The organism is Streptomyces chumphonensis, assembly GCF_014779715.1.
Classification (GTDB): Bacteria; Actinomycetota; Actinomycetes; order Streptomycetales; family Streptomycetaceae; genus Streptomyces; species Streptomyces chumphonensis.
Genome location: NZ_JACXYU010000001.1, coordinates 714,353 through 729,842 on the forward strand (window position 1 = coordinate 714,353; position 15,490 = coordinate 729,842).

At 76.8% G+C, this 15,490-nt stretch carries 10 protein-coding genes, 1 pseudogene and 1 riboswitch; of the genes and pseudogenes, 6 read left to right on the top strand and 5 right to left on the bottom strand.

The annotated features are described in order from the left end of the window. Positions 1-197: 197 nt before the first annotated feature. A complete protein-coding gene (locus IF129_RS02925; protein ID WP_191207798.1) occupies positions 198-800 on the top strand; it encodes a LuxR C-terminal-related transcriptional regulator in 603 nt (200 codons plus the stop codon). On the opposite strand, the gene IF129_RS02930 is transcribed toward IF129_RS02925, so the two are convergent. The 4 genes from IF129_RS02930 to lanKC form a co-directional block, all read right to left on the bottom strand. Continuing rightward, on the bottom strand, positions 723-2,528 hold the full coding sequence (locus tag IF129_RS02930) for an ATP-binding cassette domain-containing protein (RefSeq protein ID WP_191207799.1): 1,806 nt from the start codon (positions 2,526-2,528) through the stop codon (positions 723-725). The genes IF129_RS02925 and IF129_RS02930 overlap by 78 nt on opposite strands. Beyond that, positions 2,521-4,221 carry an ABC transporter ATP-binding protein gene (locus IF129_RS02935; RefSeq protein WP_191207800.1) on the bottom strand — a complete coding sequence of 567 codons (1,701 nt, stop codon included), beginning with the start codon at positions 4,219-4,221 and terminating at the stop codon, positions 2,521-2,523. Before IF129_RS02935 ends, IF129_RS02930 begins: the two co-directional genes overlap by 8 nt. A gap of 179 nt (positions 4,222-4,400) precedes the next feature. Beyond that, entirely contained in the window at positions 4,401-4,520 is a 120-nt protein-coding gene (locus tag IF129_RS02940; protein WP_191207801.1) for a SapB/AmfS family lanthipeptide, read from the bottom strand. Positions 4,521-4,576: 56 nt separating this feature from the next. After that, complete coding sequence (gene lanKC, locus IF129_RS02945) at positions 4,577-7,201, bottom strand: class III lanthionine synthetase LanKC (protein WP_191207802.1); 2,625 nt, start codon at positions 7,199-7,201, stop codon at positions 4,577-4,579. A gap of 238 nt (positions 7,202-7,439) precedes the next feature. Then, positions 7,440-7,595, top strand: a riboswitch (cobalamin riboswitch). A gap of 147 nt (positions 7,596-7,742) precedes the next feature. Here lanKC and IF129_RS02950 point away from each other — a divergent pair. From IF129_RS02950 to IF129_RS02970, 5 genes are read left to right on the top strand one after another with little or no spacing between them, the layout of a single operon-like run. Next, on the top strand, positions 7,743-9,074 hold the full coding sequence (locus tag IF129_RS02950; RefSeq protein ID WP_191207803.1) for a prenyltransferase/squalene oxidase repeat-containing protein: 1,332 nt from the start codon (positions 7,743-7,745) through the stop codon (positions 9,072-9,074). Beyond that, the gene (locus IF129_RS02955; RefSeq protein WP_191207804.1) at positions 9,074-9,763 is read left to right on the top strand and encodes an SCO2322 family protein; all 690 of its coding nucleotides are present in this window, start codon (positions 9,074-9,076) and stop codon (positions 9,761-9,763) included. The genes IF129_RS02950 and IF129_RS02955 overlap by 1 nt, the downstream gene beginning before the upstream one ends. After that, entirely contained in the window at positions 9,760-10,902 is a 1,143-nt protein-coding gene (locus IF129_RS02960; protein ID WP_191208245.1) for a CbiQ family ECF transporter T component, read from the top strand. The genes IF129_RS02955 and IF129_RS02960 overlap by 4 nt, the downstream gene beginning before the upstream one ends. Beyond that, complete coding sequence (locus IF129_RS02965) at positions 10,899-12,521, top strand: ABC transporter ATP-binding protein (protein WP_191207805.1); 1,623 nt, start codon at positions 10,899-10,901, stop codon at positions 12,519-12,521. Before IF129_RS02960 ends, IF129_RS02965 begins: the two co-directional genes overlap by 4 nt. Further along, positions 12,518-13,399: an ECF transporter S component gene (locus IF129_RS02970; RefSeq protein WP_191207806.1), complete on the top strand. Its 882-nt coding sequence runs from the start codon at positions 12,518-12,520 to the stop codon at positions 13,397-13,399. Before IF129_RS02965 ends, IF129_RS02970 begins: the two co-directional genes overlap by 4 nt. On the opposite strand, the pseudogene IF129_RS02975 reads toward IF129_RS02970, so the two are convergent. Continuing rightward, positions 13,310-15,382, bottom strand: a pseudogene (locus IF129_RS02975) (bifunctional glycosyltransferase 87/phosphatase PAP2 family protein); the annotation flags it as partial. The gene IF129_RS02970 and the pseudogene IF129_RS02975 sit on opposite strands and share 90 nt — an antisense overlap. Positions 15,383-15,490 lie beyond the last annotated feature (108 nt).

A 15,490-nucleotide genomic window follows, 5' to 3' on the forward strand; every position in this document is an offset into this window, starting at 1 on the left:
GGGGTGAGGGCGCACGGTAGGCGCGCGTTCACGCCCCGTGTGCGCCCCTTTACTCCCCCATGGCTTGATTTGTGTCGTCCGAACACGTCCGGGCCGGATTCAATTGCGCGAGTACCACCGTCCCGGGGTACCCGGTCATCCCCGCCCGGGCCACTCCTGGCCGACGCGTGACCTGAGCTCCACGGAAGGAAACACCTGTGATCCGGGTTCTGCTCGTGCACGACGCCCGCCTGCTGAGATCCGGACTCGCCGAACTGCTCGGCAAGGCACGGGACATCACCGCCACCTGCACCCCCTGGCGGAGCGCCGAACGCGCCGCCCGCGCCACCCGGACCGACGTCTGCGTGGCCGACGTCGACGAACGCAACGGCGAAAGCCGTGACCTGACGGAGCTGATGCGCCACACCTCCCCACCCGGCTGTCGGCTCCTGGTGCTGGCCACCGCCGGCCGGCCCGGCCCGCTGCGGCACGCCTTCGAGGCCGACGCGCTGGGCTTCGTCAACAAGGACGCCAGCCCCGACCAACTGCTCACCGCGATACGCCAGGTGGCCGCAGGGGAACGTTTCGTCGACCCCTCGCTCGCCCTGGGCTTCCTCCAGGCGAGCCAACTGCCGCTCACCCAGCGGGAGCTGAGCGTGCTCTCACTGGCCGCCGAGGGGGCCTCGGTGGCGGAGATCGCCGCCTCCCTCCACCTGACCAACGGGACCGTGCGGAACTACATGTCAGCGATCACCCGGAAGACCGGCGCGCGCAACCGCGTGGACGCCATCTGCATCGCCCAGCGGTCCGGCTGGTTGTGACCCCCCGGCGGCGTCCCAACCGCCGCACAGGTCCCGGAAGAGCGCCGAGCCCGCCGCGACCTCGGCCGGGCGCCCCGCCACCGCCCGCGTGCCGTCCAGCACGAGCACGAGGTCCGCACGCCGCGCCGAGGAGATCCGGTGCGCGATGACGACGACCGTGCCCGGCCGGGCCCGGAACGCCAGCTCCGCCCGCGCCTCGGCGGCCGGATCCAGGTGGCACGTCGCCTCGTCCAGGACGAGGACGGGGTCCGGTGAGGCGTGGGCCCGGGCCAGGGCGATCAGCTGCCGCTCACCCGCCGAGAGTCCGGCCGGGTCCAGCACCGCGTCCGGGCCGCCGAGCCGCGTCAGCAGCTCCGCGCAGCCCACCGCGTCCGCCGCGCCGAGCAGCACCGCGTCCGGCACCGGACGCGGGCACAGATAGCCGAGGTTCTCGCGCACGGTGCCGGTGAAGACGTACGCCTCCTGCGGGAGGAGCGTCACCGGCCCGTGCGCGGCGAGGTGCCCGGAGGTGGGCCGCAGCAGGCCGGCCAGCAGCTGCGCCAGCGTCGACTTGCCGATGCCGCTCGGCCCGACGACGGCGAGGTGCCCCCCGCGCGGCACCGTGAGGTCCACGGCGTCCAGCACGGGGGCCGCGCCCCGGCCGTAGGAGAAGGAGACGGCCCGCAGCTCCAGGGCGGCGTCCGCGGCCGAGGGCGGTGGCGGGCGGTGCCGGACGGGGCCGTCGTCGTCGGTGGGCCCGCCGCGCAGCCGGGTGAGGACGACGGCCAACCGCGCCCCGGCGCCGCCGAGGCCGTGCACCAGGCTCTCCAGCGCCGGGGCGAGGGACTGGAGCAGGTAGGTCAGGGCGCCCGCGAGCGCGCCCGCGCTGACGCCCCGGTCGAGCAGCCAGGGGGTGAGCAGCAGCAGGAGGAGGACGGGCAGCCGTCCGCCGAGCCCGAGCGCCACGGCCCGCGTCGCCCCCCAGCGGGCCAGCGCGCTCGCGGCGCGCCGCTCGTCGGTGACGCGCTCCGCCGCCTCGGCCCGCACCCTCTCCTGGGCCCCGCAGGCGACGACGTCCCGCAACCCGCCCAGCGTCGCGTCCAGTTCGGCGGCCAGGGCCTCGTCCGCGTCCAGGAACCGGCGCTGCCGGCGGGCCAGCGGGCGCAGGCTCGCCGCGAACACGCCGAGGCCGCACAGCAGCGGCGGCAGGACGACCAGGAGCAGCAGCGGATGGAGGGCCGCCAGCCCGGCCAGGGCGGCGGCGGCCGTGAAGACGAAGGCCCGTCCGGCCATGAGGAGCCCGGCGAAGCTGTCCCGGGCGATCTCCACCTGGTGGGTGAGCCGGGAGACCGCCCCCGCGCCTGCGGCCCCGGCCGTACGCCCGGGCGTCACGGCGGCGTGCAGGCCACCGCCCACGACCCGTTCGACGAGCAGGTCGCGCAGGGGTTCGGTGAGGGCGCCCACGGCCCGGTGGACGCGGCCGGTGCCGAAGGCCCCGGCCACGATGCCCACGGCGCCCACCCCGAGCCAGGCCAGCCCGGTGGCGGGGCGGTCGCGCAGGAAGCCCTCGTCCAGGGCGCGGGCGACGGCCAGGCCGAGCAGGAAGGTATGGGCGGCCTCCAGCAGGGACCAGCCGGTCAGGGCCAGCAGGGCCCCGGGGCGGCGCAGCAGCCGGCGCGCCCCGGCGGCGAACAGGCCGCGCCGGGGCGGTGGTGCGTCGGCGGTCCTCCCGGGGTCGGGTTCAGGCATCGGCGGGCTCCGGCCCGGCGGCGAACACGGCGCGGTAGTCGGGCTCCTGCCACAGCCGGGCGTGCGGGGCGAGGGCGCGCAGGCGTCCCGCCTCCAGCCAGGCGACCAGATCGGCGCGGGCGGCGGTGGCGGCCCGGTGGGCGACGAGCAGCCGGGTGCCCGGCCGGTCCCCGTTCAGGAGGGCCTCGGTGACCTGGCGTTCGGTGGCGGTGTCGAGGCTGGAGGTGGCGTCGTCCAGGATGAGCAGCCGACCTCGGTGGGTGAACGCCCTCGCCAGCCCGAGGCGTTGGATCTCGCCGCCGGAGAGGGGCACGTCCGCGCAGGGCGTGTCGTAGCCGTGCGGCAGGGTGCGCACGAAGGTGTCGGCGCAGGCGGCGCGGGCGGCCCGCGTGATCCGCTCGGGGTCGGGTGGCGGCAGCGGGCCGAAGCCGATCGTTCCGGCGAGCGTCCCCCCGAGGAGGGCGGGGCGTTCGAAGGCGTACCCGACGGCACGTCGCAGCGCGGCGGGGTCGGCCTCGCTCAGCGGGACGCCGTCCAGCAGCACCTCGCCGTGGTCGGGCTCGGTCAGCTTCCCCGCCAGCCGGGCGAGTTCGGACTTGCCCGAGCCGGAGCGCCCCACCACGGCCACCGTCGTGCCGCCGGGCACGGTGAGGTCGACGCCGTCCAGCACCGTGCGCCCGCCCCGGACCGCGCTGACGCGGCGCAGCTCCAGCCGGCCCGGGCCCGGCGGCAGCGGCTTCGTGCCGTGGGGCGCGACGGGCACGGCGTGCACCTCGGCCAGCCGGGCGCCCGAGCGGCGGGCGCGGACGAGCGCGGCCAGCCGTCCGGTGAGCACGCCGATCCCGGCGGCGAGCGCGGCGTACCGGGTGGCGGCCAGGAGCGTGCCGACGCTCAGCTCCCCGGCGACCAGCAGGAGGCCCCCGGTGGCGACGACGGCCGTCTGGAGCAGCGGCACGAGGACCGCCGCCTGGGCGTTGGAGCGGCCCTGGACCCGCCACAGGCGGTGTCCCTCGCGGCTCAGTTCGGGCAGCGCGGCGAGCACCCGGCCGCGTTCGCGGCGCAGCGTCCCGGCGGCGGCGATGGTGCGGGCCCCGGCGAGCGTCTCGGTGAAGCGCCCGGCGATCTCCCCCTGGAGGCGCAGGTACCGCTCGACGGTGTCGCCGGTGCGCCGGGTGAACGCGCGCAGGACGAGCGCGAGGAGGGGCACGCCGAGCAGGAACGTCCCCGCCAGCCGCCAGTCGATGAGGACGAGGGCGGTCAGACCGCCCAGGGGGAGGGCGCAGGAGGCCAGCAGCGCGGCGACGGCGCCCGGTGCCGTGCCGCTCTGGGCGGCGAGCGCGGTGGCGCGGGTGACGAGGTCGCCCCGGCTGAAGCGGGCCGCGCCGGCCGGTCCGACGGCCAGGAGGTGGCCGATCAGCCGGGTGCGCAGGCGGGCGGTGGCGTGGGCGGTGGTGGTGCCCGTCAGCACGGTCTCGACGGCGTCGAGGAGGAAGAGGGCGGCCAGCAGGGCCGCGGCCCCCGTCAGGGCGGCGGTCGCCGGTTCACCGGCGAGCAGCAGGTCGAGAGTGTGGCCGAGGGCGGCCGGCAGCAGCAGGACGGCGGCGGCGTCCGCCGTGGTGACGAGGGCGAGCAGGGTGGCGCGGACGGCCTGGTGGCGCAGGGCGTCGCGGAGGACGCGGTCGGCGGGTGTCATCGGGCCGGTCTCCTCGGGCCGTACGCTCGGCCGGTCGCCTCGTGCCCGGCCCCGGTGGGCCGGGACGGTCCCGGGCGGGAGTGGTCCGCCGCCCGGGACCGGGCCTGTCCGGTGCGCTGACGCGTGAGGCGCCGGAGCGCCTCACGCGTCAGCGCGTCACCCGGAACACCGGTGCTGTGTCAGAGGCACAGGATGGTGCTGGCGGAGCTGACCTTGTCGCAGGCGAGCAGGCTGACGTTGCTGCCCGCGTCGCCGCCGGTCTCCGGGGTCTCCATCTTCTGCAGGTCGAGAAGCGCCATGATGTTTCCTCTCTGTAGGGACGGGGTGTTTCTTCCTGACCCCTGGCCGGGGCAGGTCATCGGGGCCGCGATGGCGGCGGGAGGAACGGCAGCCGGACGGGCTCGTCGTGCCGGGCGGAGCCGACGGCGAGCAGGCATCCGGCGGTGCCGGTGGACAGGTCCATGGACAGGCGCATCATCTGGTCGCCCGGGAAGGCGAGCCCGCCGCCGAAGGACATGGCGTACCAGCCGAGCGCGTCGAGCTGCCGCTCGACGTCGTCGGGCGACGCCTGGGGGGTGGCGGTGCGGGCCAGGTGCCAGATCATCCCGGCGCGGCCCCGGAAGAGTCCGGGCTGCGCGTAGAAGCGGGATCGGGCGGCGGGCAGGATCTGCCCGCGGGCCTCGTGGAGGGCGCTGTCGTCGGGCCGGTGGCTGAGGTAGTCGTCGAGGACGGCGGCGATGCCGACGCTGCCCGCGCCGAGGTACGGCATGGTGCGGGAGCCCTCGTCCACGTGGAGGGCGCCGTTGCCGTCGGGGACGCAGCGCGCGAGGTCGCGCCGCAGCGTCTCGCCCGCGAGGTCCAGCAGGGCGGTGTCCCCGGTGCGTTCGTACAGGCGCAGGAAGAGCAGCGCGGGCCCGGTGCCGCCGTGCAGGAGACCGGCTCTGGGTATGCGGCCGTCCTCGTCGCGCGCCCCGGCCAGCAGGTCGGCGGCGCGGCGGGCCGCCTCCAGGGCGTGGTCGTGCAGGGCGGGGTCGTCCGTCCGGGTGCCCAGGTGGTCCAGGGCCAGCCCCACGCCGGCGAGGCCGCCGTCGAGGTCGTGGCCGAGGCGCTGCCACCGCTCGGCCAGGGTGCGCTCGACGAGTTCGGCGGCGCGGGCGGCGTGGCCGAGCCGGTCCAGGACGAGGGCGACGCCGAGCAGCCCGTCGTAGAGGCCGAGCGGGGTGCGGCGCGGTGGCGCGGCGGTGTGGGCGAGGAGCCATTCCTCACCCTGCGGGTAGCGGGGCGCACCGGTCTCGGCGAACGCGTACAGGACGCCGGCCGCTCCGTGGGCGAGACCGAGACCCCGGCCCTCCCCGAACTGGGCGACGTCACCGGGGAACAGGCGGTCGTCGCGCTCGGGCGTCGCGGAGGCGAGGATGGCGCGGACCATGGCGTCGCGGCTGTGCGGCCAGTCACCGGGGTGGACCCCGGGCGCGCGGTCGGCGTCCGCCCGGCCACCGGACCGGGCGGCCGGCACGGGGCGCGCGGACGTGTTCCCGGGAGGGGCGCTCGGTGCGCCGCCCACGATCTCGGCCACCGCCGCGTCCAGGAACGACCGGGGCACGTCGGGGAACTGCTCGGCGACGACGTCCGCCAGGTGGGCCGCCATGCCCCGGTCGACGGCCAGCAGCGTCGTCACGGGCAGGAAGAGGGCCAGGCGCAGGCAGGCCAGGGCGTAGGTGTCGATCGCGAAGCCGCGACGGTCGACCGGGGCCAGGAAGCCGGGGTGCGCGACGGCCTGCCGGGGGTCGTCCTCGACGGGAGCGGCGGCCTCGAAGTCGAGCAGCGAGACGGACTTCTCGTCGGGCGCGACCATGATGTTGAACATGTGCAGGTCGTTGAAGACGATACCCCGTGCGTGCACGGCGGCGACGGCGTCGGTGACGGACTGGTGGACCGTCAGGGCCCACTGGGTGTAGTCGGCGACGGCACGCGGCGCGGGGTCCTCGGTCAGCAGCGGGTGCCGCTGGGCGAAGAAGGAGTTGAGCGTCTGACCGGGCAGGTGGTCCATCACCAGGAAGCGGTGGCCCTCCAGCGTGAACCAGTCCCGCACGCCGGGGGCCACGCCGCTGCCCGCGAGCCGTTCCAGGGCCGCCTTCTCGCGCTCCAGGCGGCGCACGGCGTCGGCGCCGTCGGCGGCCAGACCGGCGTGCGGGCGGCCCTCCTTGAGCACGACCTCCTCGCCGGTGCGGGTGTCCTTCCCGGCGTAGACGCCGCCCCCGTTGGAGAAGTGCAGGGCCCGCTCGATGCGGTAGGGCAGGTCGGCGACGGTCGCGGAGTTGCGGGCGTCCAGGTGCGGCTGGAGGCAGGCGGGCAGGGTGACCCACTCCGGGACCGTGAACACCGGGTCCCTGCGGTCGGGCACAAGGGTGCCCTCGGCGTTCTCCAGCGCGGGGACCAGCAAGCCGCTCTCGTCCAGGCAGTGCCGGGGGGCGAACGCGCCGTACCGCACGTAGAGCGGGCCGTCGGCCCAGCGCAGGTCGGTGAGGATGTAGGGCCCCGGCTCGCCGGCGAGCCGCGCGTCCAGCTCGGTCAGCACGGTGCGCAGCTGCTCCTCGTCCACCGGGTAGACGGTCACCGCCTTGCCGCTGTGGCCGCGGTCGGCGTACTTGGCGTTGCGCAGGTGGAGCAGGTGCAGGTCGGGGACGAACTTGAAGGCGACGCCGCGCGGGACGCAGTAGTCCCAGACCTGTTCGACGACGGTGCCGGCGTTGCCCAGCGTGGCCGAGACGTGCACCTTCCACCCCTGGGCGGGGAACTCGCCCCGCTCCGGTCGCAGCTCCAGCCAGTCACCGCTGCGGGCGGAGATCCAGCCCTCGGGGACCGGGCGACGGGCGGCGTCGAGCGTCGCGTCCCGCCCGCCGGCCGCGGCGGAGAGACGGTCGGGGGTCTCGTAGAAGTGCGGGTCGGCCAAGCAGTAGGCCTCGTACCGGCTGTCCATCGTCCCCCTTCGGTTCCGGGTCGGTCCACGGGGGTTCGGCCCCGTCCTCCGGCTCGGCACAGACATTTCCATGCCGCTGCGTGACCGAACAGTCACGGCTGTCATAGGACCGATATGAAAAACGCATGGTGTGTTGGACCCCGGTGGACCAGTCACCGTGCGACACCAAGGAGAACGCTGCGTGTCCACCCTGCCGAACGGGTGTGACCGGCGGCACCGCGGCCCGGGCCCGCTACGCCGTTAGAGTGTCCGGTGCAGTACCCGCCCTGGTCGGGGGAAGCCGGTGGGAATCCGGCGCTGACCCGCAACCGTGAACGGCACCGCAGGACCGCACCACGAGGAGCGGCTCCGGCGGTCCGCGAGCCGGAAGACCCGCACCACGGCGTGCCCCTCCCCCGGGAGGGTCCATGGCTCCCGGCGGAGCGTTCGCAGCGCGCCGCCGGCACCGTCGAGGTCTGCGGATGCCGAGCCCGGAGAGCCGCGCGCCCAGCGTGGCCCGCCCGTGGTGCCGGTGTGCGCGACCGCCACCGAAAGGCACCCGATGCTCCTGCGCCGCTGCGCCACGGCCCTGGCCGCCGCCACCGTCCTGAGCGCGTCGGCGGCACCCGCCGCCCTGGCCGACGCCTCCCCCTCCCCGTCCCCCGAGGTGACGCTCCCGGCGGGGCTGTACGGCGCGGGGGACCCGCAGTACGACGCGGTGTGGCGGCAGTCGACGGCGCTGCTCGCGCAGGACGCGCTCGGCGTCACCCCGGCCGAGTCGGCCGTCGCGTGGCTGGCGGACCAGCAGTGCGACGACGGTTCCTTCAGCTCCTACCGTGCGGACCCGCAGGCGCCCTGCGACGCGCAGACCCCGCGCGACACCAACGCGACGGCCATGGCCGTGCAGGCCCTGGCGGCGCTGCGCGGAGCGGACGCGGACGCGGTCGGGGACGCCGTGGCGTGGCTGGAGTCGGTGCGGGGCGAGGACGGCGGCTGGGCGTACTACGCGGGCGACCCGGCCTCCGACGCCAACTCCACGGCCGTCGTGGCGGGCGCGCTGAACGCGGCCGGCCGCGACGGCTCGGGCGCGGACTCCCCCGCCGCCGCGCTGAGCGCCTTCCAGCTCGGCTGCGACGCCCCGGACGGGCAGGCCGGAGCCTTCGCCCACGTCCCCGAGGAGAACGGCGACCTGAAGCCGAACGGCCTGGCCACCGCCTCCGCCGCGCTCGGGGCGCAGGGCCTGGGCCTCGCGGCCGAGGCCGCCGGGGAGGACGCCGGGAGGCCGACGCTCCCCGAGTGCGACGAGGACGGCCGGTTCCCGGCCGAGCGGTCCGCGCAGGCCGCCGCCGCCTACCTCAGCGCCGAGCTGGAGCGCAACGGCGGCTACCTGGAGTTCGCCATGCCGGGCGCCGAACCGCAGCCCGACCACAGTGGGACGGCGCTGGCCGTCATCGCCCTGGCGGCGGGCGGCTACGCGGACGCCGCGCAGGAGCCGCTGAACTGGCTGGCCGACCACCACGACCAGTGGCAGGGCCTGAACGAGAGCCCGGCGGGCCTCGGTCAGCTGGTGCTCGCGGTCCGCGCGGCGGGCGGCGACCCGCGGGCGTTCGGCGGCACGGACCTGCTCGACCGGCTGAGCGCCACCGGGCCGGAGCCGCAGCCGTCGAAGGAGCCCAAGGGAGTGGCGTCCGACGGCCGGGAGGACGCGGACGGCGAGGACGGGAACGGCACGGCCGTGTGGTGGGTCGTCGGCTCGATCTTCGTCGCGGGTGTCGGCGTCGGCCTGCTGGTGAGCCTGCGCAAGCGCGGCACGGGCCCGAACGGCTCGGCCGACGGGTCCGCGAACGGGTCCGGCGGTTCCTCGGGCGGCTCCTCGGGCGGGGACGCGCGCTGATGGGCCGCGTCCGCGCCTCGGCCGCCACCGCGCTCGCGGGCGTGCTCGGTGGCGTGCTGCTGCTCCTGCTCGGCGCCACCCCCGCGCACGCGGAGGGCTACCGGTACTGGTCGTTCTGGACGCGTGCGGACGACGGGGCCGACTGGGCGTACGCCACCCAGGGCCCGGCCACCCTCCGTCCCGCCGACGGCGCGGTGGTCGGCCTCCGGTTCGCGGTGACCGAGAACTCCGAGGACGCCACGCGGCCCCGGCAGCGCGACGGCTTCGCGACCGTCTGCGCCGACACCCCGCCGCGCGAGGGCCGCAAGCGGGTGGCGCTCGTGATCGACCCCGGCACCCCGGCGGACGCGCCCGAGGGCGAGACGCCGCCCGAGCCGTGGCAGGTCTGCGCCGCCGTTGCGCCCGACGCCTCGGTGGGCGACGCCCTGGCCGCCACCGCGCCGCCGCTGCGCTACGACGCGTCGGCGCTGCTGTGCGCCGTCGCGGGGTACCCGGCCACGGAGTGCGGCCCCGAGGTCGACGCCTCGGCGCCGCGTGCCGGGACGGACGGCGCCGACGGCGCCGGGGACGACGCGTCCGGCCCGGCGGGCGAGGACGGCGTCCCGTTCGGCCTGGTGTACGGGGGCGCGGCCGTCGTCCTCCTCGGCGGTGCGGCGGCGTGGCAGGCCCGGCGGCGTCGTCGGTCATGACCCCCGGCCCGCTCACGGCGCCCCGCTCCGCGCCGCTGCCCGCCCTGCGCGCCCCGCTGGCGAACCGCACCAACGCCCTGCACGCGGGCGCCTGGTGGCTGTGGGCGCTCGGGCTGGCGGCGGCGGCCTCCCGCACCACGAACCCCCTGCTCCTGGCGCTGCTGGTGGCGGTGGCCGGGTACGTCGTGTCGGCCCGGCGCACCGACGCGCCGTGGGCCCGCTCCTACGCGGTCTTCCTGCTGCTGGGGCTGGCCGTGCTGGCCATGCGGCTGCTGTTCGCCGTGGTGCTGGGTTCGCCGGTGGGCGGCACCCGGGTGCTGTTCACGCTGCCCGAGGTGCCCCTGCCCGACTGGGCCCAGGGCGTGCGGATCGGTGGGCGGGTCACGGCGGAGGGCCTGGCCTTCGCGTTCCGGGACGGGATGCGGCTGGCGGCGCTGCTGGTGTGCGTCGGCGCGGCCAACGCCCTGGCCAGCCCGGCGCGGCTGCTCAAGTCCCTGCCGGGCGCGCTCTACGAGGCGGGGGTCGCCGTCGTCGTCGCCATGACGTTCGCCCCCAACCTCGTCGCCGACGTGCGGCGGGTCCGGGCCGCGCGGCGGCTGCGCGGCCGGCCCGACCGGGGCGTGCGGTCCGTCCTCCAGGTGGCCCTGCCCGTGCTGGAGGGCGCGCTGGAACGCTCGGTGGCGCTGGCCGCCGCGATGGACGCCCGCGGGTACGGCCGCACCGCCCGGGTGTCGCCCGCCGTCCGGCGCACGACGACCGCCTGCACCCTCGGCGGGCTGCTCGGCGTGTGCGTCGGGGCCTACGGCCTGCTGTCGGCGGACGGCGAGGCGTTCGCGCTCCCCGCGCTGGGGCTGGGGCTGGCCGCCGCCCTGGTGGGGCTGCGCCTCGGCGGGCGCCGCGCGGCCCGCTCCCGGTACCGGCCCGACCGGTGGGGGGTGCGGGCCTGGCTGGTGGCCGGTTCGGGCGCGGCCGTCGCCGTCGGGATGCTCGCCGCCGCGGCGGCCGACCCGGCGGCCCTCACGCCGCCCGCCGTGCCGCTGACCGCGCCGTCGGTGCCCGTGGGCGCGGTGACGGCCTGTCTGCTCGGGCTGCTGCCCGCGTTCGTCGCCCCGCTGCCCGCCGGAAGGAGCGCGCCGTGATCCGTTTCGAGAACGTCGGGGTGACCTACACGGAGGCCACCGCGCCCGCCGTGTCGGGCCTCGACCTCACCGTGCCCGAGGGCGAGCTGGTGCTGCTCGTCGGGCCGTCCGGAGTCGGCAAGTCGACTCTGCTGAACGCGGTGTGCGGCCTGGTGCCGCACTTCACCGGCGGCACGCTCACCGGCCGGGTCACGGTCGACGGCCGCGACACCCGCACCCACCGGCCGCGCGAGCTGGCCGATGTCGTGGGCACCGTCGGCCAGGATCCGCTCGCGCACTTCGTCACCGACACCGTCGAGGACGAGCTGGCCTACGGCATGGAGTCGCTCGGGCTGCCGCCGGCCACGATGCGCCGCCGGGTGGAGGAGACGCTCGACCTGCTGGGCCTGGTGGAGCTGCGCGACCGCGCCATCACCACCCTCTCGGGCGGCCAGCAGCAGCGGGTGGCGATCGGTTCGGTCCTCACCACGCACCCGAAGGTCCTCGTCCTGGACGAACCGACGTCCGCGCTCGACCCGGGCGCCGCCGAGGAGGTGCTGGCCGTGCTGCAACGCCTCGTGCACGACCTCGGCACCACGGTGCTGATGGCCGAACACCGGCTGGAACGCGTCGTCCAGTACGCCGACCAGGTGCTGCTCCTGCCCGAACGCGGCGCGCCCGCCAGGCTCGGGGCGCCCGAGGCGCTCCTGGCCGACTCCCCCGTCCGGCCGCCCGTGGTGGAACTCGGCCGGCTCGCGGGGTGGCACCCGCTGCCGCTGTCGGTGCGGGACGCCCGGCGCCGCGCAGGCCCGCTGCGGGAGCGGCTGGCCCCGCACACGCCCGGCGCGCCCGACATGCCGCAGGACCCCACGGCCGCCGGGCCCGTCGCCGAGGTCACGGCGGTGGACGTCCGCCGGGGCCGCGGCACGGTCCTGCACGATGTCGGCCTCACCGTGCGCCCGGGCGAGACGGTGGCGCTGATGGGCCGCAACGGTTCGGGCAAGTCGACGCTGCTGCGCACCCTGGTGGGGCTGCACGAGCCCGCCCGGGGGCGGGTCGCCGTCGGCGGCCACACCCCGCACCGCACCAGACCCGGACGGCTCCTGCGGCACGTCGGCCTCGTCCCGCAGGACCCCCGCGACCTGCTCAGCGCCGAGAGCGTGGCCGCCGAGTGCCGGGACGCCGACCGCGACGCCACAGCGCCCCCCGGCACCTGCCGCGCCCTGGTCGCCGAGCTGCTGCCCGGGGTGGACGAGACCCTCCACCCGCGCGACCTGTCCGAGGGACAGCGGCTGGCCCTCGCGCTGGCCGTCGTCCTCACCGCCGCCCCGCCGCTCGTCCTCCTCGACGAGCCGACCCGGGGCCTGGACTACGCCGCCAAGCACCGGCTGGTCACCGTGCTGCGCGAGCTGGCCGACCGGGGCCACGCCATCGTCCTGGCCACGCACGACGTGGAGCTGGCCGCCGAACTGGCGCACCGCGTGCTCGTCCTGGCCCAGGGGGAGGTCGTCGCCGACGGCCCGACCGCCGAGGTGGTCGTCTCCTCACCGGCCTTCTCCCCGCAGACGGCCAAGATCCTCGCCCCCCGGCCCTGGCTGACGGTCGGGCAGGTGCGGCGGGCGCTGGAGGGCGCGCCGTGACCGCGCGCGGCGACACCCCGCGTCCCCGCACCGGACGGCAGGACCGTCCGGTGCGGCTGGGCCCCCGCTCGGCCGCCGCCCTGGCCCTCGTCTCGGCCACGGGCGTCGTGGCGTTCGGCTGGCCCCTGCTGGCCGACTCCGCCTCCGGACTCGCCCACTCCGCCGACGCGCCCTGGCTCTTCGCCGCACTGCTGCCGCTGCTGCTGGCCGTGGTCGTCGCCACCGTCGCGGACTCCGGCATGGACGCCAAGGCCGTCGCCATGCTCGGCGTACTGGCCGCCGCCGGAGCCGCGCTGCGTCCCCTCGGCGCCGGAACGGCCGGGCTGGAACCGATGTTCTTCCTGATGATCCTCTCCGGACGGGTGCTCGGGCCCGGCTTCGGGTTCGTGCTGGGCGCCCTGTCGATGTTCGCCGGGGCCCTCCTGACCGGCGGGGTCGGACCCTGGCTGCCGTTCCAGATGCTCACCCTGGGCTGGGTCACCATGGGCGCGGGCCTGCTGCCACGCCCGCACACCCTGCGCGGACGGCGCGAGCTGTGGCTGCTCGCCGCCTACGGCGCCCCCGCCGCGATGGCGTACGGACTGGTGATGAACCTCCAGGGCTGGCCCTACATCGCCGGGCTGGCCACCGGCATCTCCTTCGTCCCCGGCGACCCGGCGGCGGAGAACCTGGCCCGGTTCACCGCGTACTGGCTCGCCACCTCACTGGGCTGGGACGTGCCGCGGGCCGCGCTCACCGTCGTCCTCACCCTCACGGTCGGCGGCTCGCTCCTGCGCGCCCTGCGCCGGGCCACCCGACGGGCCGCCTTCGGGGCCGCCGTGACCTTCCGGCCGGCGGAGGGCGCCGGGGCCGACGACCGCGTGCGCCCTGCTCCCTGACGCCACCGGGCTTCCCGCGCCGCCCGGACGCGCCGCACGCTGCGCCGGTATCACCGGCCGCTCCCCGGCGGACGGCGCGGCGCGCCGGTGCCACCGGCGCGCCGCCGCGAAACCGGCGGCCACGACGGCGGCGCCCCCGACCGCGTCCAGCAGGTAGTGGTTGGCCGTGCCCATCACCACGACGGTCGTCAGCAGCGGGTAGAGGACGGCCGCGACGCGCAGCCACCGGTTCGACGTCAGCCGCAGGACGACGACCGTCGCCCACAGCGACCACCCGACGTGCAGCGAGGGCATCGCCGCGTACTGGTTGGAGATGCCGGTCAGGACGCCGAAGTCCGGGTCGTCGAAGTCCTGCGGACCGTGCGCGGTGTCCACGTAGCCCAGGCCCGGCATGAGCCGGGGCGGCGCCAGCGGGTAGAGCCAGAAGCCGACGAGCCCGAACAGCGTCGCGAGGGACAGCGCCGTGCGGGCCCAGCGGTAGGCGGGCGGGCGGCGCAGGTACAGGACGACGAGCAGCGCGATCGGCACCAGGAAGTGGAAGGCGCCGTAGTAGAAGTTCATGGCCTCGGTCAGCGCCCGCGAGCCCGCCGTGAACCGGTTGAGCCCGTGCTCGACGTCCAGGCCCAGCGGCCGTTCGAGGGCCAGGATCTGCGCGCCGTGCGCCTCGGCCGCCCCGCGCCCGCCGGCGGCCAGGGACCGCACCCAGGAGTAGACGAAGTAGCCGACGCGGATGAGGAGGAGCTCCAGCATCAGGTTCGGGCGGCTGAAGACCCCGGAGGGCTCCGGGCGGGACCACAGGGCGGAGCCGCGCGGGACGAACCGCAGCGCGCAGGCCGCCAGCACCGCCGCCAGCAGGGGGGCGTTCTGGCCGAACGGGGCGAGCCAGGGGATGTGCGGCACCAGCGCCTCGGCGTCCATCGTCATGACCAGTACGACGAACACCGGCCACACGTAGCGGTCGCTGCGGCGTCGGCCCACCCGGCCGACGGCGGCGAGCAGCACCCACAGCTGCTGGTGCTGCAAGGCCACCGGCGAGACGGCGACGGCGGCGCAGCCGGTGATCGCGGCGGCCAGCAGCCACTGGCCGTCGCGGGCGTAGAAGACCGCACGGCGCAGGCCGAGCACCGCCACCGCGGCGGCCAGCACCGCCCACAGCACCAGCTCCGGCGGGCCGGTCAGGCCCAGGCGCAGCAGCAAACCGTGCAGCGACTGGTTGGACAGGCCGTCCGACGCACCGCCCAGGCCGACACCGGCGACGTGGTGCGCCCAGTACGTCCACGAGTCCGCCGGGCGCACTGCCCAGGCCAGCGCCGTCACCACGGCGAAGACACCGCCCGCCGCGGCCGCCGCCCGGCCGCAGGACGAACGGGGCGGTCCGGCCGTCCGCGCCGCCGCCCACAGCGCGGCCGCGAACAGCAGCAACGGCGGCTGGAGCGCGGCGGCGAGGCCGACGAACGCCCCGGCCGGGCCCGGTCGACGGCGGGCACCGAGGAACCCGGCGAGGACCAGGAGCACGGGCAGGACGCTGGTCTGCCCGAGCGAGAAGGTGCTGCGGACGGGAGTGGAGACCATGAGCACCGCGATGGCGACGGGCAGTGCCGCGGCAGCCGTCCGGCGCCCGCGCACGTCCGGCAGCGCCCGCACGGCGAGCGCGGCGACCCCTGCCACGAGCAGCAGGGTGGTCGCCGTCCACACGACGCCCAGCCCCTGCCCGAACCCGGCCAGGGGTCTGAGCACGAGCCCGGCGAACGGCGTACCGGTGAAGCCCCCGTCACCGTAGAGCGATCCGTCACCGCTGAGCACGCCGCGCTCGCCCAGCCACACCCACAGGTCCGGCAGCCGCCGCTCGGGCGGCAGCCGCAGCACCGCCACCGCCTGCCGAGCCAGCAGCACCGCCGCCAGCAGCCACAGCAGCGCCGTGGCGGCGGGCGCAGCGCCCCCGAAGACCTGCCGACCGGCCCGCTCTCCCGTATCCGCCGTCACACCCGCCCCGTTCGTACGTCCTGTCGGACGTCATTCTCCCCGACGTTTCCCCACTGTTCGCTCCTCACCCGGACGCCGCACGCCCCCGGGACACCTGAGCGGCGGTGC

Coding starts and splice junctions, on each gene's coding strand:
- IF129_RS02930 (WP_191207799.1), bottom strand. CDS start 2,528: ATGCCTGAACCCGACCCCGGGAGGACCGCCGACGCACCACCGCCCCGG.
- IF129_RS02935 (WP_191207800.1), bottom strand. CDS start 4,221: ATGACACCCGCCGACCGCGTCCTCCGCGACGCCCTGCGCCACCAGGCC.
- IF129_RS02940 (WP_191207801.1), bottom strand. CDS start 4,520: ATGGCGCTTCTCGACCTGCAGAAGATGGAGACCCCGGAGACCGGCGGC.
- lanKC (WP_191207802.1), bottom strand. CDS start 7,201: ATGGACAGCCGGTACGAGGCCTACTGCTTGGCCGACCCGCACTTCTAC.
- IF129_RS02950 (WP_191207803.1), top strand. CDS start 7,743: ATGCTCCTGCGCCGCTGCGCCACGGCCCTGGCCGCCGCCACCGTCCTG.
- IF129_RS02955 (WP_191207804.1), top strand. CDS start 9,074: ATGGGCCGCGTCCGCGCCTCGGCCGCCACCGCGCTCGCGGGCGTGCTC.
- IF129_RS02960 (WP_191208245.1), top strand. CDS start 9,760: ATGACCCCCGGCCCGCTCACGGCGCCCCGCTCCGCGCCGCTGCCCGCC.